The organism is Aquimarina algicola (assembly GCF_006443095.1).
In the GTDB taxonomy this organism is placed as follows: Bacteria; Bacteroidota; Bacteroidia; order Flavobacteriales; family Flavobacteriaceae; genus Aquimarina; species Aquimarina algicola.
Map to the genome: position 1 here is coordinate 1,367,633 of NZ_VFWZ01000002.1, position 25,777 is coordinate 1,393,409.

23 protein-coding genes are annotated in these 25,777 nt (G+C 32.0%); 19 read left to right on the top strand and 4 right to left on the bottom strand.

All coding sequences use genetic code 11. From position 1 onward, the window contains the following. Positions 1-31 precede the first annotated feature (31 nt). Positions 32-1,303 carry a phosphoribosylamine--glycine ligase gene (gene purD / locus FHK87_RS09985; protein WP_140592532.1) on the top strand — a complete coding sequence of 424 codons (1,272 nt, stop codon included), beginning with the start codon at positions 32-34 and terminating at the stop codon, positions 1,301-1,303. A 73-nt stretch (positions 1,304-1,376) separates the two neighbouring features. Here purD and FHK87_RS09990 read toward each other — a convergent pair whose 3' ends face one another. Next, positions 1,377-1,607, bottom strand: a complete 231-nt coding sequence (locus FHK87_RS09990) for a DUF6341 family protein (protein WP_140592533.1) — start codon at positions 1,605-1,607, stop codon at positions 1,377-1,379. A 126-nt stretch (positions 1,608-1,733) separates the two neighbouring features. Here FHK87_RS09990 and FHK87_RS09995 point away from each other — a divergent pair, with 126 nt between their 5' ends. The 3 genes from FHK87_RS09995 to FHK87_RS10005 all read left to right on the top strand — a co-directional run bounded on the left by FHK87_RS09995 (position 1,734) and on the right by FHK87_RS10005 (position 4,449). Next, positions 1,734-2,654 carry a DUF6427 family protein gene (locus FHK87_RS09995; RefSeq protein ID WP_226294175.1) on the top strand — a complete coding sequence of 307 codons (921 nt, stop codon included), beginning with the start codon at positions 1,734-1,736 and terminating at the stop codon, positions 2,652-2,654. A 92-nt stretch (positions 2,655-2,746) separates the two neighbouring features. Then, complete coding sequence (locus FHK87_RS10000; RefSeq protein ID WP_140592535.1) at positions 2,747-3,355, top strand: DUF4254 domain-containing protein; 609 nt, start codon at positions 2,747-2,749, stop codon at positions 3,353-3,355. Positions 3,356-3,426: 71 nt separating this feature from the next. Next, a complete protein-coding gene (locus FHK87_RS10005; protein WP_140592536.1) occupies positions 3,427-4,449 on the top strand; it encodes a glycosyltransferase family 9 protein in 1,023 nt (340 codons plus the stop codon). A gap of 29 nt (positions 4,450-4,478) precedes the next feature. Here FHK87_RS10005 and FHK87_RS10010 read toward each other — a convergent pair whose 3' ends face one another. After that, positions 4,479-5,531: a ferredoxin--NADP reductase gene (locus FHK87_RS10010; RefSeq protein WP_140592537.1), complete on the bottom strand. Its 1,053-nt coding sequence runs from the start codon at positions 5,529-5,531 to the stop codon at positions 4,479-4,481. A gap of 304 nt (positions 5,532-5,835) precedes the next feature. On the opposite strand from FHK87_RS10010, the gene porW reads away from it, so the two are divergent. The 14 genes from porW to FHK87_RS10080 all read left to right on the top strand — a co-directional run bounded on the left by porW (position 5,836) and on the right by FHK87_RS10080 (position 19,794). Continuing rightward, entirely contained in the window at positions 5,836-8,469 is a 2,634-nt protein-coding gene (gene porW, locus FHK87_RS10015; RefSeq protein ID WP_140592538.1) for a type IX secretion system periplasmic lipoprotein PorW/SprE, read from the top strand. A gap of 25 nt (positions 8,470-8,494) precedes the next feature. Beyond that, a complete protein-coding gene (locus tag FHK87_RS10020) occupies positions 8,495-8,947 on the top strand; it encodes a bactofilin family protein (RefSeq protein ID WP_140592539.1) in 453 nt (150 codons plus the stop codon). A gap of 13 nt (positions 8,948-8,960) precedes the next feature. Then, on the top strand, positions 8,961-9,146 hold the full coding sequence (locus tag FHK87_RS10025; protein WP_226294176.1) for an AtpZ/AtpI family protein: 186 nt from the start codon (positions 8,961-8,963) through the stop codon (positions 9,144-9,146). Positions 9,147-9,169: 23 nt separating this feature from the next. Beyond that, positions 9,170-9,547 carry a hypothetical protein gene (locus tag FHK87_RS10030; RefSeq protein WP_140592540.1) on the top strand — a complete coding sequence of 126 codons (378 nt, stop codon included), beginning with the start codon at positions 9,170-9,172 and terminating at the stop codon, positions 9,545-9,547. 122 nt (positions 9,548-9,669) lie between these two features. Beyond that, positions 9,670-10,737 (top strand): F0F1 ATP synthase subunit A, encoded by a 1,068-nt coding sequence (atpB, locus tag FHK87_RS10035; RefSeq protein WP_140592541.1) that lies wholly within the window; start codon positions 9,670-9,672, stop codon positions 10,735-10,737. Between the two features lie 36 nt (positions 10,738-10,773). Then, positions 10,774-10,965, top strand: a complete 192-nt coding sequence (gene atpE, locus FHK87_RS10040; protein WP_140592542.1) for an ATP synthase F0 subunit C — start codon at positions 10,774-10,776, stop codon at positions 10,963-10,965. Between the two features lie 97 nt (positions 10,966-11,062). After that, positions 11,063-11,563, top strand: coding sequence for a F0F1 ATP synthase subunit B (locus tag FHK87_RS10045; protein ID WP_140592543.1), 501 nt, complete (start codon positions 11,063-11,065; stop codon positions 11,561-11,563). Between the two features lie 6 nt (positions 11,564-11,569). After that, positions 11,570-12,097: an ATP synthase F1 subunit delta gene (gene atpH / locus FHK87_RS10050; RefSeq protein ID WP_140592544.1), complete on the top strand. Its 528-nt coding sequence runs from the start codon at positions 11,570-11,572 to the stop codon at positions 12,095-12,097. A gap of 69 nt (positions 12,098-12,166) precedes the next feature. Next, the gene (atpA, locus tag FHK87_RS10055) at positions 12,167-13,747 is read left to right on the top strand and encodes a F0F1 ATP synthase subunit alpha (protein WP_140592545.1); all 1,581 of its coding nucleotides are present in this window, start codon (positions 12,167-12,169) and stop codon (positions 13,745-13,747) included. A gap of 104 nt (positions 13,748-13,851) precedes the next feature. Beyond that, positions 13,852-14,712 carry an ATP synthase F1 subunit gamma gene (gene atpG / locus FHK87_RS10060; protein ID WP_140592546.1) on the top strand — a complete coding sequence of 287 codons (861 nt, stop codon included), beginning with the start codon at positions 13,852-13,854 and terminating at the stop codon, positions 14,710-14,712. A gap of 406 nt (positions 14,713-15,118) precedes the next feature. Beyond that, on the top strand, positions 15,119-15,316 hold the full coding sequence (locus FHK87_RS10065) for a hypothetical protein (protein WP_140592547.1): 198 nt from the start codon (positions 15,119-15,121) through the stop codon (positions 15,314-15,316). A 79-nt stretch (positions 15,317-15,395) separates the two neighbouring features. Then, positions 15,396-16,190: a GLPGLI family protein gene (locus tag FHK87_RS10070; RefSeq protein ID WP_140592548.1), complete on the top strand. Its 795-nt coding sequence runs from the start codon at positions 15,396-15,398 to the stop codon at positions 16,188-16,190. Between the two features lie 98 nt (positions 16,191-16,288). Further along, positions 16,289-17,083, top strand: a complete 795-nt coding sequence (locus FHK87_RS10075) for a GLPGLI family protein (protein WP_140592549.1) — start codon at positions 16,289-16,291, stop codon at positions 17,081-17,083. Between the two features lie 71 nt (positions 17,084-17,154). Next, positions 17,155-19,794, top strand: coding sequence for a carboxypeptidase-like regulatory domain-containing protein (locus FHK87_RS10080; RefSeq protein ID WP_140592550.1), 2,640 nt, complete (start codon positions 17,155-17,157; stop codon positions 19,792-19,794). 39 nt (positions 19,795-19,833) lie between these two features. Here the strand turns inward: FHK87_RS10080 and FHK87_RS10085 are convergent, their stop codons facing one another. Together FHK87_RS10085 and FHK87_RS10090 are read right to left on the bottom strand one after the other, a co-directional pair. Then, positions 19,834-20,538, bottom strand: coding sequence for a LytR/AlgR family response regulator transcription factor (locus tag FHK87_RS10085; protein ID WP_140592551.1), 705 nt, complete (start codon positions 20,536-20,538; stop codon positions 19,834-19,836). A 4-nt stretch (positions 20,539-20,542) separates the two neighbouring features. Further along, entirely contained in the window at positions 20,543-22,219 is a 1,677-nt protein-coding gene (locus tag FHK87_RS10090; RefSeq protein ID WP_140592552.1) for a histidine kinase, read from the bottom strand. Positions 22,220-22,383: 164 nt separating this feature from the next. Between FHK87_RS10090 and FHK87_RS10095 the strand changes: the two genes are divergently transcribed. Continuing rightward, positions 22,384-25,662 (top strand): serine hydrolase, encoded by a 3,279-nt coding sequence (locus tag FHK87_RS10095; protein ID WP_140592553.1) that lies wholly within the window; start codon positions 22,384-22,386, stop codon positions 25,660-25,662. The last annotated feature ends 115 nt before the right edge of the window (positions 25,663-25,777 follow it).

Consider the following 25,777-nt stretch of genomic DNA (forward strand, 5'->3'; position numbering starts at 1 on the left):
TAAGGAGTTTTAATCAATAGAAAACACAACCATGAACATTTTAGTACTCGGATCAGGAGGAAGAGAGCATACCTTTGCATACAAAATTGCTCAAAGCAACATCTGTGATACATTATTTGTAGCACCTGGTAATGCCGGAACAGCAAGTATTGCTAAAAATGTCTCTATAAATGTTACAGACTTTGAAGCCATTAAAAGCCTTGTTATACAAGAAAATATAAAAATGGTGGTAGTAGGTCCAGAAGATCCATTAGTTCAAGGAATAGTTGATTATTTTACTTCTGATGATCAACTCAAAGATGTTTTAGTTATCGGTCCATCACAAGAGGGAGCAAAACTCGAAGGGAGCAAAGAGTATGCAAAAGAATTTATGTCACGACACCAAATACCAACCGCAGCCTATCAAAGCTTTACAAACGAGACATTAGAAAATGGAAAACAATTTCTAGAAACACTTACTCCTCCTTATGTTTTAAAAGCAGACGGGCTTGCTGCGGGAAAAGGAGTTTTGATACTCAATGATCTTGAAGAAGCAAAAACTGAGTTAGAAAACATGTTGAGCAATCAAAAATTTGGAGCAGCGAGTGAAAAAGTGGTTGTAGAAGAATTTCTAGATGGTATAGAATTAAGTGTTTTTGTACTGACAGATGGCAAAAATTATGTCACGCTACCTACTGCAAAAGATTATAAAAGGATAGGAGAAGGAGACACAGGACTCAATACCGGTGGTATGGGGGCAATCTCGCCAGTCCCTTTTGCTGATGAAGCATTTATGTCTAAAGTTGAGAAACAAATTATAAAACCGACAGTAGATGGTCTGGCAGAAGAACAGATCGATTATAAAGGTTTCATTTTTATCGGTTTAATAAAAGTTGGAGAAGAACCAAAAGTTATTGAATATAATGTAAGAATGGGTGATCCCGAGACCGAAGCAGTTTTACCAAGAGTAAAAACAGATTTAGTATCGCTATTTCAACATGTAGGAAATCAAACGCTAAACCAAGTACAACTTGAAATCGATCAACGTAGTGCAACTACTGTAATGACCGTTTCAGGCGGATATCCGGAAGCTTACGAAAAAGGAAAGGAAATTACAGGTATAGAGACGATTACAGATGCTATCGTTTTTCATGCTGGGACCAAACTAGAGGGAAATAAAGTATTAACGAATGGAGGTAGGGTAATAGCAGTGACCTCTTTTGATGATGATTTTAAACAAGCACTTGTCAAGTCATATAAAAATATAGAAAAGCTAAACTTTGATAAAATGTATTATAGAAAAGATTTAGGTTTTGATCTTTAAAAATAAAATTTAGTGTGCAAAAAAGGCCGGTATGATCATACCGGCCTTTTTTATATATGTTTTTTGGTCGAATTTAATTCAAAAAAGAATGAGCTGTAGGATCTCTGTCCTCTTCGTTATTGTCATTAAATTTCTTTAGTTCTTTCATCCAATATAAGAAAGCAACAAATCCAATTAGCATAAATAACCAATTTATACCATTGGCAGCAAACCAACTTTCTAATTCTAATGCTCTAAGGGAGTCCAAAGGAGCAAACAATACATCAACAAATAATGACTCTATAGCTTTAAAAAATTCTTTCATGTTTTAGTTTTATATTTTCCTTAATCAAAAGTTTCAAAAAAATAAATTGAAAACTTTTTATAAATTAGTTTCTATGAAAAAAGAACAACCTATTAATCGTTCTGTGCAAAAATATAAAAAATAGAAGTGTTATCAAGCTTTTTTAGTAAATCAAAACCAATAAATTATATTATAATAGCATTGTATATGGCAATGCTATTTGGTTTATTTCAATTTAAAAAAGGGTTCCCTTTACAAAAGGACCATATTTTTTTATTGCTTATTAATCTTATTGCCTATATATCACCTATTTTGCTTTTAAATCTCATAGCTCAAAAAAATGATCTCACAACCAAAGGAACGTATACTATTTTACTGTATTCATTCCTTACCGCTATTTTACCAGAAGCATTGATGAACTATCAGGTCTTAATATCAAATATATTTGTGCTCTTTGGATTAAGAAGTGTTTTGCATCTACGTAATGAAAAACATATTAAGGCTAAAGTTTTTAATGCTTCTCTTCTAATTGGGATAGCTACTTTATTTTATTTCTGGAGTATTGGTTTTATTATATTGGTTTTTGCCGGGATCTTTTTCTTTGAACCCAAAAATTATCGAAATTGGATTATTCCATTAGTTGGATTTGCAGCAATTTACATTTTTGCGAATTGTTTTATGTTACTATTTTTTGACTCTTTTTATACAATTACCAATTATGTAGAACCTATTTCACTCTCTTTTGAAGAGTATTTTGTTAGAGATAGACTTTTTTCAATAGGTGTTTTGTCTATCTGTATTTTATTTTTCTTCTCATTGTATTTAATAAAATTTGGTAGAAAACCTGCAAATAGCAAAACCATTATTAAGATTATTATAATTTATTTAATAGTAGCAATAGGAGTAGTTCTTATTGTACCAAATAAAAACACTTCAGAATTGATTTTTGTTTGTGCTCCACTAGCGATAATAGCAACAACATATTTAGAAATGGAGTATCATTCACTAGTAAAAGAAATTAATATCTGGGTATTTCTTTTTATACCTTTTTTGCTTTTACTATTATAAAAAAACAATGTTGAATAAGAATCTACAAGAAAGCTTCACAAAATATAATACCTTTGCGTATAATAACGTTTACAAGAAAAAATTAATACTATATGTTTAGTGATAAAGCCAACACCATTTTTAAAGAAGTTATAGAGAAATATCACATCATAGATCGTGTAGATCAAGAATTCTCTAATCCTTATGATAGCATATCACAAACAATAGAACACTTATTATATCGTAAATGTTGGATTGATACTGTACAATGGCATTACGAAGATATCATCAGAGATCCGGATATTGATCCTGTAGCCGCATTGAAATTAAAAAGACAGATTGATGCATCTAACCAAGATCGTACAGATATGGTAGAGTATATAGATAGCTATTTTCTTAAAAAATACAAAGATGTGACTCCAAAAGCAGATGCGACCATTAATACAGAGAGTCCTGCCTGGGGAGTAGATAGATTATCTATACTTGCATTAAAAGTATATCATATGCATCAAGAAACTATTCGCAAAGATGCTTCTGATGATCACATAGCGACATGCACAAAAAAACTAGATGTACTTTTAGAACAACAAGTTGACTTATCTACTGCAATAGATACATTATTACAGGATATACAAAATGGGGATAAATACATGAAGGTCTATAAACAGATGAAAATGTATAATGATGATGAACTCAACCCTGTTTTGAGAGGAGAAAAATAACTTGATAGTTTCTCGTTAAGAAAATAGACTTTTTCAAATAGATTAAATAAGCCTCTTCAAGTACGTTAGAAATGAATCATATTCTTGTCATTAGACTTTCTGCAATGGGGGATGTCGCTATGACAGTTCCGGTACTCAGAACTTTTAGGGAAAAATATCCTAATGTTAAAATCACTGTTCTTACCAGAAAATTTTTTGAACCTATATTTTCTGATATCGAAAACCTAGACGTATATCACGCAGACGTTACTGGTAAACATAAAGGAGTTTTAGGATTGAGAAAATTAGCAAAAGAACTTATCAATTTGGATATTGATGCTGTAGCTGATCTTCATAATGTGCTAAGATCAAATGTTTTAAAAGTGTTTTTTTCCCTCAAAGGAATAAAAGTTATACAAGTTGACAAAGGACGAGATGAAAAGAAAGCGCTGACTCGGTCTGAAAACAAAATCTTTAAACCACTAAAAACAACTCATGAGCGATATGCAGATGTCTTTAAGGCATTAGGGTACCCTATTGATCTCTCTACACATACATTCCCAACTAAAGCTACATTAACACCAACTATCATAGAGATTACTCAAAACTCTACAAAAAAATGGCTGGGGATTGCTCCTTTTGCACAATATGAAAGCAAAACATATCCATTAGAATTGATGGTTGAGGTGATAGAAAAACTTAATAATCAAGATCAGTTTGAGATTTTTTTATTCGGAGGTGGAAAAAAAGAAAGTGATATCCTGAATAATATAGCAAGTAAATTTACCAATGTAATTAACACAGTTGGTAAACTATCTTTTGAAGAAGAACTAAAATTGATAGGTAATTTGGATATCATGCTATCCATGGATAGTGGTAATGCACATTTGGCGGCTATGTATGGTATACCTACAATAACACTTTGGGGTGTTACACATCCATTTGCTGGATTTATGCCTTTTGGACAGCCTTTTGAGCATGCTATTTTACCAAACCTAGCGAAGTATGATAAAATTCCAACGTCTATATATGGTAATAAAGTACCTGCCGGATATGAAAGAGTAATGCATACAATTAAACCAGAAACAGTAATTGAAACAATCGTTTCAATATAAATGGTTATACTGTTTATCAGGCTTTTTGATTACACATCATCAAAATCGATTTTTATAGTAGAAGTAGTAGGATGAGCTTGGCATGCAAGCACAAGGCCTTCTTCAATTTCTCCATCAGTCAAAATACTGTTTTTCTCCATTACCGCAGTACCTTCTGTGATCTTACAAATACAAGAACTACAAACACCTCCTTGACAAGAATACGGGGCATCGATATCTTGATCCAAAGCAGCATCAAGAAGAGTCTTTTTTTGATCCATCACAAAATTAAATTCCTCATCATCAACAAGAATCGTGACATCTGTTTTTCCATCAAGGCTTTCTTCTATTTCTGTCTGATCTGCACTACTGGTAAACAGTTCGTAATGTATTGCTTCTTTTTCGATGTCATTTTCAATTAATGTAAAAGTAACCGTATCAATCATATCTTCAGGACCACACAGATAGAACGATTTGATAGGAGCATCTTTGTATTTGTTTTTTAAAACGAAGTTTACCGTAGACTTTTCAATTCTTCCAAATCGAGCTCCTTCTTCTTGACTTCTACTATAAAACCACTCAATAAAAAGTCGTTCAGGGTATTCTGTTTGTAAGCTTTTTAACTCATTCAAAAAGATAGTTTCTTCTGGAGTTTGGTTACCGTAAACCAAAATAAATTTGCTGTTAGGTTCTTCTTCAAGTACAGCTTTGATCATACTCATAATAGGAGTAATACCACTTCCTGCAGCAAAAGCAGCATAAGTATTTGAGTTGCTAGGATTAGGGGTTAACAAAAATGTACCTTCTGGCGGGTGTATTTCTAAACTATCTTGCTCTTTTAAACTTGTATTGGCTATAACAGAAAAATTTCCTCCAACAATTTGTTTTACGGCTACTTGAAGCTTTTGACTCTTAGGAGAACTACAAATTGAATACGCACGACGAATTTCTTTTTCTGCTACTGTAGTTTTAATAGTTATGTATTGTCCGGGAATAAAAGTATAGGCTTCTGTTAAATCTTTTGGTACATCAAAAGTTATAGAAACTGCGTTTGGAGTTTCTTTGGTGAGCTTTTGTATAGATAATTTGTGAAAATCTGACATCAAAAATTTTTTGGCAAAAATAGTGAATGCATTAAAGAATTAATACCTCTTTTAACACTCTATATTGATTTTAATCTTTGTAAAAGCTTACAAATAGACCCCACTACTTAATAATAGATCAATCTGATTCATTGTTGATAAGTTAATAAATAGCAACAAATACAACATTTAGCAGAGAAAAAGTTGTTAATAACCTGTTTTTTAATGAAAGAAATGTATTTTTACAATGTACTTAATATTTTTGTACTTGTATCACACACTAAAAAGCTAGTTTTTTAGTTATCACTCTTATAAATTATTTGGTTTGGGAAGAAAAATATCACAAATCACAGTTATACTGTTGTTGGTTGTCGTAGGTTTGGCTTGTTCTCGTAAAAAGGATAAGTTTGTAAATCGTACTTGGCATGATATAACTACAAAGAATAATACCTTATACAACGGTAGACTTGCCTTTGGTTCTGGTAAAGAAGATATTATCCAAACATATAAAGATAATTTTTGGGAATTACTGCCTATAGAAAGAATGATTGTAAGCGAAGATGTCAGACTTCCAAACGAGGTACTCAATCAAAATTTTGACAAAGCAGAAGAAAAAGCAGTAAAAGCTATACAAAAACATAGCATGCTTATTGATAACAAAGAGCGTAATCCCAAAATGGATGAAGCCTTTTTGCTTTTGGGTAAAGCGCGCTATTTTGAACAACGATTTATTCCGGCTCTAGAAGCATTCAACTATATCTTATATAAATATCCTGCAAGTAATACAATTAATCATGCAAAGGTTTGGAAAGCCAAAACCAATCTTCGTCTTGATAATAATGAGAAGGCGATAGAAGACCTTACCAGAATGATTAATCAAGAATATATGACGCCGCAAGAATATGCTGATGCTGTGGCAATGATGGCCCAGGCATACGTTAATCTTAAACAAAAAGATTCTGCTGTTTCATTTATTACTAAAGCTGCTATACATACCAAAAAGAATGAAGAAAAAGGGCGCTATTTTTATATCAAAGGTCAATTACTAAATGAATTAGGATATAAGGACAGTGCAAATTATGCTTTTGATCAGGTTATAGCACTTAATAGAAGAACGCCAAGACGATATATGATGAATGCCTATATGGCAAAAGCCCGTAACTTTGATTATGAAAAAGGAAATAAAGAAGAGTTTCTGGAACTGCTAACTGATCTGGAAGAAAACCGTGAGAATAGACCTTTTTTAGATAAGATTTATAATCAGAAAGCTGTTTATTTTAAAACACTAGATTCGATAGACATCGCCGTAGAATATTATAATAAATCATTACGAACAAATTCTGATGACACCTATTTAGAATCACTCAATTATTACACTTTAGGAGACATTAATTTTGATAGAAAAGAATACGCCATATCCGGAGCGTATTATGATAGTACACTACAACGTATGATTGTAGATTCAAAACGTTATAGAGTGCTGAAGAAAAAAAGAGACAACCTCGATGATGTAATTTTATATGAAGGTATTGCAAAAACCAATGACAGTATTTTGACTGTTGTGGCAATGTCTCCCGAAGAGCAACTAGAATATTATACAGATTATACAGACAAATTACGAGTAAAAGCGATATTAGCAGAAAAAGCGGCAGAAGCAGAAAGAATAAAAGCAGCATTGCCTACTGAGCAACGATTTGGTCAGGCAGGTGGCAATTTTAATATTGGACCCAAAAACCCAAGTGCAGGGAATGTCTTTTATTTTTATAATCAAACTACGGTAGCTTATGGTAAAACGGCTTTTAAAAGAACTTACGGAAACAGAGAACTAATTGATAATTGGCGAGTATCTAGTATTTCGAATCCAGGAGCTGTTGTAAATGTAAAAGAGAAAGAAAGAGAAGAAAAATACTCTATCGATACAGATCCGGCATTTGATCCTCGAACATATATAGCGCAACTACCAACAGAACCTAAAATTCTTGATAGCCTAAAAACAGATCTTAACTTTGCTTACTATCAGTTGGGAGTGATATACAAAGAGAAATTTCAGGAATATGGCCTGGCAGTTGATAAATTCACAACCTTATTAGACAACGAACCAGAAGAGCGTTTAATCGTTCCTTCTAAGTATAATTTGTATAAAATTTATCTTGCACAAGGAGATATTAATAATTCAAATACTTTCAAGAGAGATATTATAAACAATTATGGAGAATCTAGATATGCCAGAATTCTTCAAAACCCTGATCAAAAGTTAGAAGACGATAAGGATAGCCCCAAGTCTATTTATAATGCCCTGTATCAAGACTTTAAAAATCAAAAATTTGCTAAAGTTATAAAGGAAAGCGAATTTGCTATTGTAAAGTTTGGTGGTGATGAAGATTTTTTACCAAAGTTTGAGTTATTAAAAGCTCAGGCAATAGGCCGTTATAAAGGTTTTGAAGCCTATAAAGAGGCATTGAATTATGTTTCTCTCAACTATCCGCAAAGCCCCGAAGGTAAAAAAGCTCAAATCATTTATCAAGTTACGATTCCTCAAATAGAAGCGAATACCTTCTTGTTAGATCAAGACGAAAAAGCAAATCATAAGCTTATCTACGCATTTTCTACATTAGGAAATAATCAGGCACAAGGATTAAAAGAACAAATACAAGATGTTCTTAAAGAACTTCGATATGATAAAATGAAGGTTTCTCTTGATGTATATACCGAGAACCAACAATTTGTAGTAGTACATACAAGAAAAAATAAATTAGCAGCAGAAGGTTTGGCAGAGTTGCTTGCTCTTGGTAGGATAGAAGATACGAGAGGAGCAGACCTAACCAAATGGAACAGGAAGAAAAAGTTTTTTAAAAAAGTAGATGACCCTTATTTTACAATAGCGTCATCTAATTACAGAATACTTCAGATTCATAAAAATCTGGAGGCATATAATCAACCAAAAGAAGAAACAAAGTAAATAATCTAAAATTCCCCTAAGTATTATGTTTTCAGACAATAGAAAAGGAAGAGAACAAGGCGGTTCAACCGACTTTTCTCGCAATCAAAACAAAATTTCTGAAGGAACTAAAATCGTTGGCGATGTTATTTCTGAAGGAGGTTTTAGAATCGAAGGTACAATCGAAGGTACATTTAAAACAACAGGAAAAGTTGTTGTTGGGACTTCTGGTTTTATCAAAGGAACACTAGAATGTGCAGATGCCGATTTCGAAGGTAAATTTTCAGGAACGTTAAACGTATCCAACACATTATCTTTAAAACCTACAGCGCATATCGAGGGCGAAGTAGTAGTCGGTAAATTGGCGGTAGAACCCGGAGCTAATTTTAATGCTTCTTGTTCTATGAAAGGTGGTATAAAATCATTGAGTAAATCAAGTGAGCAATCAGGACAACCACAAGCCGGAAGATCAGCGCAAGGGCAAGGTAAATCAGCTTAGCAGATATGTTGCCTTGACAGGAGTAGCTTTTCAAATGGGAGCTACCATATTTCTATGCGCATATGCTGGTAAAAAGCTAGATGCCTATTATGAATTAGAAAAACAATGGTTCACAATGGGCTTTGTGCTTTTTGGTGTTACTGCTTCTATTTATCTTGTGATCAAGCAGCTCAATCGAATTAACAAATCAAAGCATTAATTATAAAAGTACTTTATCGTTAAATGGGTAAAAAACTATTCTATTTTCTATCCCTATTCATACTTGTTATTGTCATTAGTTATTTTACTCATTTAGGTATACTAAATGCTTTATTTCCAACCAAAAACCTTAGTATTGTCAATATCTCATATATATTCAATACTGCTTTTACGCTTCTCTTTACTGCCCTAATCATTGTATTAAGTAAAAAGTATAAAGATCAATTAGGTTTTATTTTTATGGCAGGAAGCCTCATCAAAATAGGAACTTTTTTAGCCTTAAATAAACTTAATAACCTAGAAATGAGTAAAAACGTCTTTCTTGATTTTTTTATAGCCTATGTAATTTGTTTGATCTTTGAAGTCTATTACGTTTCCAAAATTTTGAATACAATTAAATAGTTGATTTTCAATAAAATATTAAACATAAAATATTCTTAAACTTATTTGCTTAAAATAGTTTAAGAATCTAACTTAATTATGTACATTTGCACCGAAATTTACGAACCGAAATTTTACGCGTAATGCAAAAACGTACTGTAGTCAAAATTCTGTTGATTTTTACACTGGTTTTTACCACTTCAAATCTATTCGCAAAAGAAGCTGAAAAGGAAGAAAAAGGAGATCTGAAAACAGAAATCAATGAATTTATTGATCATCACCTCAAAGACTCTCATGATTTTACTCTATTTTCTGATAAAGAAGCCAATAAACACTATGGTATTCCATTGCCAATTATTCTTTGGGACAATGGGCTAAAGGTGTTTTCTTCTTCAAAATTTCATCATGAAGAAACAGTTGCCGAAGTAGATGGTAATTTCTACAAAATATACCACGCTAAAATCTATAAAACAGATGCAGAGGGGACTATCAATTACGATGAGGATCATCATGCAACTAATGAGAAACCTTTAGATTTTTCGATCACCAAAAATGTAGTAAGTATCTTGTTAATTGGATTACTTATGCTTTTTATGTTTGGTCGTTTAGCTAAATCATATAAGAAAAACAATGGTATCCCTACAGGAGTGGGGCGTTTCTTAGAACCTTTAGTGCTCTTTGTTAGAGATGAGATTGCTATACCCAACATAGGGGAGAAAAAATATAAGAAATACATGAGTTTCTTATTAACGACATTTTTCTTTATTTGGTTACTAAACTTATTAGGGATGACACCTCTTGCGGTTAATGTAACTGGAAATATTGCTATAACATTTGCGTTAGCGTTAATTACATTTTTAATCACAAACCTTACTGCTAATAAAAATTATTGGGGACACATTTTCTGGATGCCAGGTGTGCCTACATTTATGAAGGTGGTCTTGGCACCGATAGAATTGTTAGGGGTTTTCATTAAACCTTTTTCATTAATGATTCGTTTGTATGCCAATATGACTGCAGGTCACGTAGTGATCATGAGTATTATCGGTATGATGTTCATATTTAAAAGTTGGATCGGTAGCCCGTTATCATTTGGATTATCATTTGCGTTATCAATATTAGAATTATTGGTAGCAGCATTACAAGCATATATTTTTACAATGTTGTCTGCGCTTTATTTCGGTATGGCAAATGAAGAAGCACATCATTAATAGTTAATTTGAAGTTTAATTTTTAATTATATAATTATGGAAATTCCAAAAATCATTGGAGCAGGTTTAATCGTAATAGGTGCTGGTATTGGTATCGGTAGAATTGGTGGACAAGCGATGGAAGCTATCGCACGTCAGCCAGAAGCTTCTGGTAAAATCCAAACAGCTATGCTTATTGCTGCCGCTCTTATTGAAGGTATTGGATTTGCTGCATTATTCGCATCTTAATTCATTATTACAAATAATAACAACTGTAACGGTTGGTTGCAGTTGTTGTTTTAGATTTTTAAAAATTAAACCATAAAGAACATAACATACACTAATTATGGAGAAGTTAATAAACGATTTTTCATTTGGTCTTTTTTTCTGGCAAATACTACTTTTTGTAGGATTGCTTTTATTATTAAGAAAATTTGCTTGGAAACCTATTTTAGAGGCTGTAAACAATAGAGAAGAAGGAATCAAAAATGCGTTAGAATCGGCAGAAGCTGCAAAAAAAGAAATGCAAAACCTTCAGGCAGATAATGAGCGTATCTTAAATGAAGCAAGAGCAGAACGTGATAGTATGTTGAAAGAAGCAAGAGAGCTTAAAGAAAGCATGATTACAGATGCAAAATCAGAAGCTCAGGCAGAAGCAGATAAAATTGTAGCACAAGCACAAGCTACTATCGAAAGCGAAAAGAAAGCTGCAATTACAGAATTAAAAAATCAAGTTGCCGGTATATCTGTAGAAATTGCAGAGAAGATGGTAAGAAAAGAATTAGCTGACAAAGATAAACAACTAGAACTAGTTGATTCTATGTTAGGAGACGTTACTTTAAACTAGAATCGAATGAGCAGAGCAGCAATACGATATGCTAAGGCAGTTTTGAGTTTAGCTCAAGAAAAAAACGCTACAGAAGATGTTCAGAAAGATATGCAAAGTATCATCTCAACAGTAAATGATAGTGTAGATCTTAAGATGTTATTAAATAGCCCATTAATCAAAAATGAAGTTAAATTAGCATCTTTACGTGATATTTTCAAAAGTGCTGGAGAAATCTCACAAAAACTTTTTGATGTCTTAATAGACAATAAAAGGGTTGATTTATTGGCTGATGTTGCAAAACAATATATCAAATTATATGACCAGCTTAATAACACACAAGTTGCAAAAGTAACAACTGCTGTACCATTGGATAAAGCCATGAGCGAAAAAGTGTTATTAAAAGTTAAAGAATTAACAGGTAACGAAGCTACTTTAGAAAACGAAGTAGACGAAAGTATCATAGGTGGATTTATACTTAGAGTTGGAGATTTGCAATACAATGCTAGTGTAGCAAACAAATTAACAACACTGAGAAGAGAATTAAGTAATTAAGAATACGTTTTAAAAAATTTAATAATAAGAGAATAAGTATACATTCTTGTTCTTTCAAACTATTATAAAATGGCAGAAGTGAATCCTGCTGAAGTATCAGCAATAATAAAACAACAATTATCAGGATTTGAAGCATCAGCTTCACTTGAAGAAGTAGGAACAGTTTTACAAGTCGGTGATGGTATCGCACGTGTATACGGATTGTCTAATGCTCAATATGGAGAATTAGTACAATTCGAATCTGGTCTAGAAGGAATTGTTCTTAACCTTGAAGAAGATAATGTTGGTGTTGTACTTTTAGGTTCTTCAACAGAAGTAAAAGAAGGTGCAACTGTAAAACGTACACAGCGTATTGCATCGATCAATGTTGGAGAAGGAATTGTTGGTCGTGTTGTAGACACATTAGGAAACCCAATCGATGGTAAAGGCGCTATAGAAGGTGAAACTTTCGAAATGCCGTTAGAGCGTAAAGCTCCTGGGGTAGTTTTTCGTCAACCGGTAAACGAGCCGCTTCAAACAGGTATCAAATCTATTGATGCGATGGTACCAATTGGAAGAGGACAGCGTGAATTAGTAATTGGTGACCGTCAAACAGGTAAAACAACTGTTTGTATTGATACTATCCTTAATCAAAAAGAATTTTATGATGCTGGTGAGCCAGTATACTGTATCTATGTGGCTATAGGTCAAAAAGCCTCTACAGTAGCAGGTATCGCAAAAGTATTAGAAGATAAAGGTGCATTAGCATATACGACAATCGTTGCAGCAAATGCATCAGACCCTGCTCCAATGCAGGTATATGCTCCATTTGCAGGTGCAGCTATCGGAGAATACTTCCGTGATACTGGTCGTCCTGCATTAATCATTTATGATGATTTATCTAAGCAAGCAGTAGCATATCGTGAGGTATCTCTTTTATTACGTCGTCCACCAGGGCGTGAAGCATATCCTGGAGACGTTTTCTATCTTCACTCAAGATTATTAGAGCGTTCTGCAAAAGTGATTGCTGATGATACTATTGCAAAAGATATGAATGACCTCCCAGATTCTTTAAAAGAAAAAGTAAAAGGAGGAGGATCACTAACAGCACTTCCGATTATTGAAACACAAGCGGGTGACGTTTCAGCTTATATTCCTACCAACGTAATTTCGATTACAGATGGTCAGATTTTCTTAACATCTGATTTGTTTAACTCTGGTGTTCGTCCGGCGATCAACGTAGGTATCTCTGTATCTCGTGTAGGAGGTTCAGCACAGATTAAATCAATGAAAAAGGTAGCAGGTACATTAAAATTAGATCAAGCCCAGTTCCGTGAACTTGAAGCATTTGCTAAGTTTGGTTCTGACCTTGATGCAGCTACGCTAAATGTAATCGAAAAAGGGAAGCGTAATGTAGAAATCCTTAAGCAGGCACAAAACGACCCTTATACAGTAGAAGATCAAATCGCAATTATTTATGCAGGATCTAAAAACTTATTAAGAGATGTTCCTGTTGATAAAGTAAAAGAATTTGAAGGTGATTTTATAGAATATCTAAATGCGAAGCATAGAGATACTCTAGATACCCTTAAAGCTGGGAAACTTACAGACGAAGTAACTGATGTTTTAGTAGCAGCATGTAAAGAAGTTTCAGCTAAATATAAAAACTAAATTGAGTGTATAGGGGTGTTAAAATTTGATACCCCTATCTTTCATAAAGTTTAATATTAGAAAAGTATTGAATCAAGTGTATTCGATACTCAATATTGAGAAAAATGGCAAATTTAAAAGAATTACGTAGTAGAATTACCTCTGTATCTTCAACGATGCAAATTACCAGCGCCATGAAAATGGTATCGGCTGCAAAGTTGAATAAGGCACAGCAGGCAATTACTGCAATGCGACCCTATGCAGACAAACTTACAGAGCTTTTACAAAGCTTAAGTGCTTCTTTAGAAGGAGACAGTTCTAGTGTGTATGCAGAGCAACGCGAAGTAAACAAAGTATTAGTAGTTGCAATAGCTTCTAATAGAGGTTTGGCAGGTGCTTTTAATTCTAATATTATCAAAGCTGTAAAAGGCTTATATGAGAATGAATATGCAGGCAAACAAATAGATTTTGTTACTATAGGTAAAAAGGTGAATGATGTTGTTTCTAAAACCCATACTGTTGTAGCAAATAAAAGCGAGGTATATGATGATCTTACTTTTGCCAATGTAGGTACTATTGCTGAAGAGTTGATGCAAATGTTTACTAATGGGGCCTATGATAGAATTGTTGTAGTATACAACAAATTTAGAAATGCAGCATCACAAGATGTAACCATAGAACAGTTTTTACCAATTGTTCCTATCGAAGGAGCTACTGCTAGTAACGTAGATTATATTTTTGAGCCTACCAAAGAAGAAATTGTAGAACAATTGATTCCTAAATCTCTCAAAACACAATTATATAAAGCAATACGTGATTCATTTGCTTCAGAACACGGAGCACGTATGACAGCCATGCACAAAGCGACAGATAATGCAACAGAACTTAGAGATTCTCTTAAATTATCTTACAACAAAGCTAGGCAGGCAGCCATTACTAATGAAATACTTGAAATCGTTGGTGGTGCAGAAGCATTGAATAGTTAAGAGTAAAATTTATTATTTATAAAAAAACCTCATGAGATTCTCATGAGGTTTTTTCTTTTTGTAATTACCTATTAAAGAGGTGATTATGGTTTTGATAAAATAAAACCGTAAAAAATATGTGTAAAAACCGTATTTGACATTTCTTAAAATATATATATACTTGTATTAATATTCGATTGATTATTAAGTCCTACCCAGAATCGGATTATTCAAATTAAAATTTAATAGAATCATCTATTATTAGATTGATCATTTGTTTTGTTTATAACATAAACATAGGTTTTTGTTTGTCTACATGAAATATATGTGGACAAACAGAAATATAGATTTGAATAGTATGAAAATAAAAAACCGTTTCTGTAAATACATAAAAACAAATCATTAATTTTTTTAAACAAATTTAGATATGAAAAAAATCATTTTAACTTTAGGAATATTATTAGGTACAATTTCTACCTACGCTATGAATACAAATTTGAAATTGAGTACAGAAGATAAAAATGAAACAGATATTGTTTCAGAAGAAGACACTTCCTGTACAAGAATAAATAGAATATTTAATGAACATGGAGATGTAGTAGCAATAATAGAGGAGCCTTGTTAAATTAAAAGAGGTTTTATAATAGAATAATTCATTTTATAGAGACGGTTTTAATTTACTTTCATATTTCAAAACAAATAGCATGAAAAACTATTTTACATTTTACTTTATATTAGGATTTATATCTTTCACTTTTGCTCAAGGAAAAGTAGCAGGAAAAGTTAATTATTTTATGATTATTAGACAGCCCGACGGTACCGCATATTCAAATCCATATACACTTTACTTTAACGATGAAAGTTCTTTTTTTACGAGAACAGGAAATGCAGAAAGATTAATGAGTAAAGAAGAAAAAAAAATGGCAAGCATAAATGGACAACAGGTTACTAATACTATTACAAAAAGTAACCTTCCACAACCTTTTTACTATACTAATATAAAAGATCAAGAATTGATTTTTAGAGAAAATGTAGTAAAGACGATGTATCTTATTTCTGACAAAATAGAAACTATCCCGTGGTCACTATATAATGAACATAAAAAAATAGGAGAATATAAATGTCAAAAAGCTAAAGCTTCATTTAGAGGAAGAGAGTATACAATTTGGTTCACTACAGACATACCCGTATCGCATGGGCCATGGAAGTTAAGAGGATTGCCTGGGTTAATTCTTGAAGTTACAGAGGAAACCGGAAAATATGAGTTTATAGCAAATATTGTTGATTTGAAATTAGATAATAAAATTTTAAACGAAAAATTGGAAAGACCTGATACAAAAGGAATAAAGGGTATGAAAATTTATATTGAAGCTTTAAAGAATCAACAAAAAGATTGGGATGCTATAATATCAGCATCTTTACCTCGAGGTTCTAGAATTCTTAAAGACTGCGATATTTGCCCCGACCCAAATAATAGAAGCCTGGAAAGGTTCAAATAAATTTAAACCTTAATGGTTCTAGTTTAGTTTCAAAAGAAAATCAAATACTAAATAAATAGTCCAAATTTAATGTTTTTAATTTCTGTATAATAATAGCGATGAAAAATATAATATTGATTTTAAGTCTTATTTTTATAAAACAAACAATTTATTGTCAAAAAGACGTTGTAGGTATCGTAGATTATCAAAATATTATCCACAACGAAAATGGTGTTTCTTTTGCAAATCCTTACAAGTTATATTTTAACAATACTATTTCTTTTTATGAAAAAATAGGTAATCCCCAGAAGATTACTAGTAAAGTTAGCGAAGAAGTAAGAGAGGGTGTGACGACCATTTCAGAAGATAAAGTTATGGAAAGTAACACTCCCATGAATTATTATTATACTAATAGCAGCGCAAATGAGCTACTTTTCAGAGAAACTATAGTTGATAAACTTTATGAAGTAAAGGATAGTATTGAGTCTATTTCTTGGGAACTACACGCAGAACATAAAAAAATAGGAGAATATAATTGTCAGAAAGCAACAGCACAGTACAGAGGCAGAAAATATACCGTTTGGTTTACTACAAAGATTCCAGTGTCTCATGGTCCTTGGAAATTAAGAGGATTACCTGGTTTGATTCTGGAAGCTACTGAAGAAACGGGTAAGTTTGAATTTAGAGCTATTAAAATAGATATACAACCTGATGATAAAATGGTTCAAAAAAAACTTAGTAAACCAGTGGTAGATAAAATTACTGACATGACAACTTATAAAAAAGTACTTAAGAACAAATTTGAAGAAACTAGAGCTAAGATTCAATCATCATTACCAAGAGGAGCAAAGTTCATGACAGATTGTGATGTCTGTCCCGATCCTAATAATTTTAATTTAGAACGGTTTAAATAAAATTCCTCACAAGGTAAAACAAAACATTGAAAAAAGTACCCATATTATGTTATATATATAGTCTAATCTTTATGATGTTAGGCAACTATTTATCTGCACAATCAGTACTATCTGGTAAAGTCACAGATTCTGTAGCAAAACCTATACCCTCTGTAAATGTATTTTTAAAGCAAAAAGAGAATCAAGCTATTATTGCTTTTGCGTATAGTAATCAAAAAGGAGATTATGTTTTAACTACTGATGCTCAGGGCGAGTTGATTTTAAGCTTTTCAGGTTTAGGGTATGCTACAAAAGATATTGAGATCACTTTAAAAGAGAATACAACAATTCAAAAAGATATTACGCTCTCATCGGTTTCTTACGAGTTAGGAGAAGTAGTGATACAGTCGGAGAAAGCGATAACTGAAAAAAAAGATACTATCGTTTTTAACGCATCATCCTTCAAACAAGGAGAGGAGACTGTAGTACAGGATTTGCTTAAAAAACTACCGGGAGTAGATGTTTCAGAAACAGGAACGATCAAAGTTGATGGTAAAGAGGTAGAAAAAGTAATGGTAGAAGGTGATGATTTTTTTAAAAAAGGATACAAATTATTAACCAAAAATCTCGATGTAGATGCAGTTGATAAGGTAGAAGTCTTAAGAAGGTATTCTAACAACAAATTGCTTAAAGGTATTGAAGAAAGTGAAAAAGTTGCCCTAAATCTAAAATTGGATGAAAACTTTAAACGGGATTGGTTTGGTAGAATATCTCCCGGATATGGTGTAGGTTCAGAAAACCGATATGATGTAGAGGGTAACGTCTCTAGTTTTGGTAAAAAAAATAAATATTTCCTATTAGGAAGTTTAAATAATATTGGAGAAGATGTTACTGATGATGTAAAAGGCCTAATAGAAGCTCAAAATTACACTGAAGAACCTGGTATGGTAGGCGAAAATCAACGTGCATTTTCTTTTATTACTTTAAATTCTGAAGTACCTGATTTGAAAAAATCCAGAACTAACTTTAATAATGCAGAACTTGTATCGCTCAATTCTATTTTTAAAGTATCAAAAAAAGTAAATGTTAAGGTGTTGGGATTGTTTAATTCTGATGACAATAAATTTTTTAGAGAAGGTTTTGAAACGTTTTTGTTAAGTAATACAACATTTACGAACACTGAAGAATATACTTTAGGAAAATTAACCAATGTTGGTTTTGGAAGGGTTGAGCTAAGCTATGATATTTCTGATACCAAGTTATTAGAGTACGAAGGAAAATATACCAAATCTTCTATACATACAAATTCCCAGCTACTATTTAATGATTTAGAAAATAAGGAAGATTTAGAGGACAAAAACGAGGGTAATGATCATATGATAAAATATAGTAACCGATTTAAAAAAAATAAAATCATGTTACTGACAGCAAGGTATATCAACGAGAAAAAACCTCAAGCATATGAGACAAACCAGTTTTTATTTGAAGAATTGTTTCCTACAATTCAAGATGTAAGTAATATTCAACAACAAACTGAAAATAAATTTACATATGCAGGGTTCAAAGCACACATTCTTGATAGAAAAAAAAATAAAGATATATTAGATTTTAGTATAGGATATGAGTTTAGAGAAGATAAATTATTTTCTGACTTTTTTTTAAAAGACGACGAAAATATATTATCAAGTCCCTCTGCATTTAAAAACACTTCAGTGTATAAAACACATAATTTATTTGCACAGGGAGGATATAGAAAGAAAATAGAAAAGATTGATATAGCTTTACACCTAGAGGCTCAACAAATATTCAATGAACTAGATGAAATAGAACAAAAACAAGAAGAATCCCCTTTTCTGGTAAATTCTAAAGTCAACGTTAATTGGGAGATCGATAAAGCCAATAGAATCTTTGCCTTTGCAGAAAATACGAATAGTAATGCAAATATATCTGATATCTATGGTAATTACCTTCTCAGTGGATATAGAAACTTTACAAGAGGTACAGGACAATTCAATCAACTTAATTCTAGTAGAGTTTTTGCAGGATACAACTTAGGAAATTTTGGAGACCGTTTTATTGCAAACATTTCTTTATCCTATACCAAAGACAATGATTTTTTGAGTACTAACTCGATAATCAATCAAGACTTTATTCAGGAGACTCAATTAATAATTCCTAATCGAGAATTTTATAATGCAAATGCCAAATTAGATCGTTATATAAGGTGGATAAGAAATAATTTTAAAGTAAAATTCTCTTATGCTTTAGGAGAATTTAAAAATATAGTAAATAGCACTACTTTAAGAGCAATAGAAACTAAAAATTACACCTATGGATTTGAAGTTCGCTCAGGTTTTCGAGGATTCTTTAATTATCATTTTGGCACATCTTGGGATATCACAGAAATAGAAACGTCTATATCTAATACAGCAATGAATAACACCTCTTTTCTTGATTTGTCGTTTGTCTTTAACTCTCAATTAAATCTTCAACTACAGTCAGAACGTTATTTTTTTGATAATCTAGAGAACAGTGATAATACATATTACTTTTTTGATTTCGAAGTGAACTATAAACCTACTAAAAGAGATATTAGTTTTTCTTTAATTGGTCATAACTTGTTGGATACAGAGGTTTTCAGAAATTATACAGTTACAGATACAAATATTTCGAGTACAGAATATAGATTATTGCCTCGATATGTTATGCTAAAGGCTAGTTATAGGTTTTAAATTAATACTAAAGTTTTCAGTATCTAAAAAAAATGGAGATCACCCCAATATTTTGTCCTTTACATCTTTATATCGGGTTCTTCCTATCGGGAGGATTTCATCATTTTTTAATTCAACAGAATACTTGCTTCCAGAACTTACTTTGATGGTTCTTACTTCGGTAATTTTTATAATGTATGATTTGTGTATTCTTACAAATTGCTCTGGTAACAATTGTGCTAATTTCTCTAAGGATTTATCGTGCAAAAACGTATCAGAATTCGTAAGTACTAATTCTGAATAGATACCGGCACCTTTTATATAAAGTACCTGATCAATATGTATTAATTTGATTTCTCCACGCTTTTTGATAGCTAAAAACTTGATGTTGGTAGTAGTATCAATAGCTTCTTTGTTGAGTACCCGGTTAAACGCAAGGTGTAACCTTTCTCTGTTAAAAGGTTTAGGCACAAAGTCTAAAACGCCATATTCAAAAGCTTTTAGCGCTTGTTCTTTGTAAGCAGATATAATAATAGTATGAAAAGATTCAGAGATAGTATTCTTTAAGAGATCAAAACCATTCTCTCCATTAAGGTTTAGATCAAGAAGAACTAAATCAACCGTATGATTTTGAATATAAGTAATCCCTGCTTCTAATGATTCGATATGAGTAATTTCTAATAATGCGTTTAAGAAGAACTCACGAGTCATTCTCAGGATTCTCTTAGCGATTCTTTGCTCATCTTCAATGACTAAAATTTTCATAGTATTAATGATATATTGTAATTATATTTTTCCAACCGTTTGCAGTGCTGTGGCTATCAAAATTCCATTGATCTCCGTAGCTTTCAGTTAACCTAGCCTTCACATATTTGTTTCCGGTACCGTCTTGTATAGCTTTGTTTTTGTTTCTGATGGTTGCAAGTGTAACAAGTATATATTTTGTATAGTTAGAATTTGGTTCTTCTGTTAATCGAAAAGCAATTTGGTTATCAGTATTAGGAGAACAATGCGTAATCCCATTTTCAACCAGAGTGTGTATGACTGCTGGAGGGATTTTTTTTGTAGTATCGATATCTAGGTCATTCCACAAATATGTAATTTCCTTTCTATACCTCATAATATTCAAAAAGCTCTTACAAAGTTGTATTTCTTGAGAGATCGGAATCAATTTTTTGTCCTCTACCTGATTCAACAAATCAAATTCTTCTGCAAGTGCTTCTATAAAATATACACCTTTGGTTGGCGATTCTTCTACCCAATCGATAAGTGAAGTTAAAGTGTTCATCAAAAAATGAGGTTGTATTTTTTTCTTTAGTAATTCGTGCTTTAGTCTTGTTGTTTCTACTAAAGAATACTCATATGCCTTGCGTTGTTGTTTGATTTGAATGGCTAGAATATAAAACATGCATAATAGCAATATTGTAAAACTACAAATCAACGCAATGTCATATACAATAAAATTGAAAAGCAATATGTTGAAAAGCAATGTGCAAAGTACTATAATGCTTTTGATTTCTTTTCGATATACAGCGTTTGAAACAAAAATGGCAGAAGCAATCCACATACTTATGATTAATAATTGTGTTGTATAATCGTACCTTCCATGGTATAGGATATAGATCAATACAAGTAAAAGAAAGTAGAAGGGGATCAAAAATTTTCTCTTTGGGAAAGAAAACTGTATTGAAAAATACACAGGAATCAAAAATGAAATCAAAAAAGTCAACACACCAATAATTTCTAGTCTGATATAAAAGTCACTGTAGTGTATAGGGATGTAAAACTTGATGTATTCGATAATAAGTAGTAAGAAAAACAGAAAAGAGCAGACACTAAACAAAAGTCCGGGAAAAAACTTTCTATTATTGATATAGAGTATAAAAAAATAAATTGCAGTAAGAAAAAAAGCACCAGCCAAAACATAGATAAGAGAAGTTAAAACAAGTGGTTCTTGAATTAATGTTTTATAATCTGTAATCACAACACCCAGAGGTCTATCATCGTTTTTATGATATTGTTGAGACATCCGCAGTGCTAAAAGATGATTTCCTTTTTGAGCTAGAGAGTCGGGGATGATAAATGATTTGTCCATTTCTCCCTTTTTATGAGGCAATTCATTACCGGGAGAACCATTGGTTCCTATCAAAACACCATCCCAATACACTTCATACGCGCCAAAAGCATATATGAGCACCCCTTGAGGTGTAAAAGGTTCTGGTTTTTGAGGTTGTACTACTTGTGTCCTGATCCAAAAAATACGATCTCCGGGATTCCCTTTTTCGGTAGCCCATTTACTGTCATCAATATCTTTTTTTGACCATGTTACATCATCTCCAATCTTGAATTTGACTTCGGGTACTTGAAAAGGAAGGTCATCTTGACAAGATATCATAGTTATGATAACCAAAATAAGACCTGCTTTTTTAAAGAGTTGATATAACATAGTAAATCATCGTTCGATAAGACAATGGCTAATTTAGTTTAAAAAAAGAGGATAAAGATGTCGTTCAAATAACTATAGAGCAGTTCACAAGAAAACACTTTTAATCTCATGGATAAAACGTGAATTTGTACTCAAATCAATTTACGAACTAATATAATAAGGTTATGAAAACTATAAAAGTTATACTTATCTGTTTGATGGTCATAAGTGGCTATACTTTTAAAATTAATGGACAAAATGATCAAATAGATTCGCTAATCAATACTTGCTATAAAAGAGGAATATTTAATGGAAATGCCTTAGTAATTAAGAATGGAAAAATTATATATAATGTTTCAAAAGGATTTACTAGTGGTAACAAAACGAATCAACTTAGTATGAATTCTATTTTTGATATAGGTTCTATTGCTAAAGAGTTTAATGCAGTTGGAATTATGATGTTAAAAGAAGAAGGTTTATTGAGTTTAGATGATAAGATTTCAAAATATCAATTGGATTTACCTGAATGGGGAAAAAAAATTACCATTAAAAACCTATTACAATATAGTAGTGGTTTACCTAAAGTTGATTGGGGAAATGTTAATAGTGATCAAGATATTTATAAAAACTTAAAAAAACTTGAAAAATTACAATTTGAGCCAGGAAAAGGATATTTATATAGTAATAATAATGTGTTTATTCAACGACGAATCATAGAAAAAATAACAGGGCTAACTTTTACAGAATTTCTAGAAAGTAAAATCCTAGAACCTGTAGGAATGAGTAGTAGTGTAATTGATCATCAATACGAAAATTTAAATTTTGTAAGAGCATTCAATAGTGAAAATATAAATGATAATAAGCAGGAGTTAAAAATGTCAGGTTGGGTATGTCCTTCAATTTATGATCTGGCAAAATGGACGAATCATTTACTATCATATAAATTAATTTCTAAAAAATCGCTGTATCAACTTTTTGAAAATTATAGCAAAGGAGCAGAATCTGCTCTAGGAAATGGAGAATTTGAAAATGAAAAGTTAACCTTGTATGAACATCACGGCTCCTCATCTAATTATGAGTCATTAGTTCACTACAATCTCAAAGAAGATACTAGTATAATTTTAATGACGAACAATAAAAGCCTCAAAATTGCAGAAATAAAAGAAGCTATTTCTAATATATTAAAAGGCAAAACATATGAAGTTCCACAGAAATCTATTTATTTAACCATTCGAAAAAAAACATATACTAATGTAGATGAAGGTATCGAATATTATAAAAAGTTAAAAGAAGATAGTTATGATACCTATAATTTTACCAATGAATGGGAGCTGACCCGGTTGGCTTATAAGTTGTTTGAGAAAAACCAAGATGAAGATGCTGTTCAGATACTTAAACTATTGATTTCTGAATTACCAAAAAAATCTGAAGAAGCATTAGAATATTTGGGTTCAAGAATTTTAAATGAAAATAAGCCTGAGAAGTCAATTTTAGTATATAAACTCATAGTCAATAAGTTTCCTTCTGCAAAGTCTTATAGTGCATTGGGAGGTGTTTATTATCGAAAGAAACAGTTTGATGAAGCTTTAAAAAATTACAAGAAATCCCTAGAACTTGATCCCGAGAATAAAAGTGCTAAAAAGATGCTACTAACACTTAGTGACTACACAGCTAAAAGTAATAAGGAACAAACTGACAACCCTCAACAGTTCACTGAATTTGAAAAGCTAAAAAAAGATATCCAACAAAAAATGAGCAAACATAACCTACATGGATTAAGTGTAGCCGTTTTTGAAGATTATAAAGTGATTTGGAATCATGAGTGGGGGATAAAATCAGCAGATTCTAATGAAAAAATAGATCAAAATACCGCATTTTCTACAGCTTCTACATCTAAAGCTGTTGTAGCGATACTTTGTGGAATCCTGGAAGAAAAAGGCTTAATCAATCTTAATGACCCTATTTCAGGGTATTTGAAACGATGGCATTTACCCAAAAGTGATTTTACACAAAATACTCAAGTAAATTGGTTACATCTACTATCTCATACCGCTGGTACTACACAAGGTGGTTTCGCAGATTTTTATGAAGGAGACAACATCCCAACAATTGTTCAAAGTCTAAAAGGAGAATTGCTTCCTAGATATGATAAAGAAATTGACTTTATGTTTACACCCGGAACGGATTGGGAATACAGTGGTGGTGGATATGTCATCATCCAAATGGCACTAGAGGATCATTTTGGAAAACCATTGTCAGAGTTGATGAAAGAGCATGTTTTTTTACCATTGGGATTGAAAAATACAACGATGAAACAACCAAACGAAAAAGGATTTTTAACTAATGTGGCAAAGGTTCATAATAGCAAAGGAGAAGTGATACGAACAGGACTGCCGATAACACCGCAAGTAGCTCCCTCAGGATTATGGTCAACACCATCAGATTTATCAAAGATTGCTATCGAAGTTCAGAATGCGTTGCGCAATACAAATAACAAGTTGATATCAAATGCAGTAGCCAAAAGAATAACCGAGGTCTTTACGCTCAAAAAAACTGGAGGGTGGAGTGCCGGTTGGCGAAGATCTTTTGGCTTTGCAAATAGAGATTGGTTCTCTCATGGAGGGTCTAATACAGGTGTAGGAGGTGAGTTTATGGCCACTATGAATGGAGGATATGGGATAGCTATACAAGCCAATGGAGATAAACCCAATAGAATACCAGTAATGAGTTTTTTAAGAAACGAAATTATGACAATAAGAGATTGGAATTTACCCATTGATACATCAGTACTAAAAAAAGCACCAACCCATCTTATAAAAGCAATAGAGGGTCCTTATCTTGATTTTTTATACAATACTCAAGGAATCAATAGGATTTCAGAAGAAGATGGTAACCTATTTATAAGTTCCCCTTTGTTTAAATATCTTCAAAATAGTGAGAAGAATGCGATGTACTATATCGGTAATAATACTTTTAAAGTTGATCAATATCCAAACTACCTTCAGTTTAATCTAGATGATACTAATGAACTTTTGAGCATCACTGTATTTAGAGAGCAGTCCAAAAAAAATAAAATAGTTATTAAAAAAGAAGATATTAGAAATCATAAGACGCAACTTATTGATGTTTTTTCAGAAAATAGCATAGCTGTAGCGATACAAGAGTATAAAAGAATTAAAAAAGAAAAGCCTGATCTTAATTATGAGAGGATTCTTAATGAATTTGGATATTTGTTTTACATCCAAAACAAAACGAAAAAGGCTGTAGAAGTTTTAGAATTTAATTGCCAGGAACATCCAGAATCATTTAATACTTACGATAGTCTGGGAGAAATTTATGAAATCACAGGGTCTTTTAACAAATCAATCGAAAATTATAAAAAAGCTATGGCAATAAATGTTTCAGACAATTACCAGAAAAGAGTGAAACAGAAAATACAAGAATTAGAAAGTAAAATGAAATAATGTATTTTTAATCATATTACAATATTGTAAAGAATTGCCAAGTAGAATAAACATGTATTCTGCTTGGCGATTTTCATTCTATATGAATCAAATTAGTACCTTTATCCATAACAAC

Bases quoted from the DNA above. Each gene is read 5' to 3' on its own strand.
- FHK87_RS10075 (WP_140592549.1), top strand. From the start codon at position 16,289: ATGAAAAATATAATATTGATTTTAAGTCTTATTTTTATAAAACAAACA.
- FHK87_RS10020 (WP_140592539.1), top strand. From the start codon at position 8,495: ATGTTTTCAGACAATAGAAAAGGAAGAGAACAAGGCGGTTCAACCGAC.
- FHK87_RS10070 (WP_140592548.1), top strand. From the start codon at position 15,396: ATGAAAAACTATTTTACATTTTACTTTATATTAGGATTTATATCTTTC.
- FHK87_RS10065 (WP_140592547.1), top strand. From the start codon at position 15,119: ATGAAAAAAATCATTTTAACTTTAGGAATATTATTAGGTACAATTTCT.
- FHK87_RS10095 (WP_140592553.1), top strand. From the start codon at position 22,384: ATGAAAACTATAAAAGTTATACTTATCTGTTTGATGGTCATAAGTGGC.
- FHK87_RS10090 (WP_140592552.1), bottom strand. From the start codon at position 22,219: ATGTTATATCAACTCTTTAAAAAAGCAGGTCTTATTTTGGTTATCATA.
- atpH (WP_140592544.1), top strand. From the start codon at position 11,570: ATGAGCAGAGCAGCAATACGATATGCTAAGGCAGTTTTGAGTTTAGCT.
- FHK87_RS10030 (WP_140592540.1), top strand. From the start codon at position 9,170: ATGGGTAAAAAACTATTCTATTTTCTATCCCTATTCATACTTGTTATT.
- FHK87_RS10080 (WP_140592550.1), top strand. From the start codon at position 17,155: ATGATGTTAGGCAACTATTTATCTGCACAATCAGTACTATCTGGTAAA.
- FHK87_RS10005 (WP_140592536.1), top strand. From the start codon at position 3,427: ATGAATCATATTCTTGTCATTAGACTTTCTGCAATGGGGGATGTCGCT.
- FHK87_RS10045 (WP_140592543.1), top strand. From the start codon at position 11,063: ATGGAGAAGTTAATAAACGATTTTTCATTTGGTCTTTTTTTCTGGCAA.
- FHK87_RS10000 (WP_140592535.1), top strand. From the start codon at position 2,747: ATGTTTAGTGATAAAGCCAACACCATTTTTAAAGAAGTTATAGAGAAA.
- FHK87_RS09990 (WP_140592533.1), bottom strand. From the start codon at position 1,607: ATGAAAGAATTTTTTAAAGCTATAGAGTCATTATTTGTTGATGTATTG.
- FHK87_RS10085 (WP_140592551.1), bottom strand. From the start codon at position 20,538: ATGAAAATTTTAGTCATTGAAGATGAGCAAAGAATCGCTAAGAGAATC.
- FHK87_RS10010 (WP_140592537.1), bottom strand. From the start codon at position 5,531: ATGTCAGATTTTCACAAATTATCTATACAAAAGCTCACCAAAGAAACT.
- atpB (WP_140592541.1), top strand. From the start codon at position 9,670: ATGCAAAAACGTACTGTAGTCAAAATTCTGTTGATTTTTACACTGGTT.
- purD (WP_140592532.1), top strand. From the start codon at position 32: ATGAACATTTTAGTACTCGGATCAGGAGGAAGAGAGCATACCTTTGCA.
- atpG (WP_140592546.1), top strand. From the start codon at position 13,852: ATGGCAAATTTAAAAGAATTACGTAGTAGAATTACCTCTGTATCTTCA.
- atpA (WP_140592545.1), top strand. From the start codon at position 12,167: ATGGCAGAAGTGAATCCTGCTGAAGTATCAGCAATAATAAAACAACAA.
- atpE (WP_140592542.1), top strand. From the start codon at position 10,774: ATGGAAATTCCAAAAATCATTGGAGCAGGTTTAATCGTAATAGGTGCT.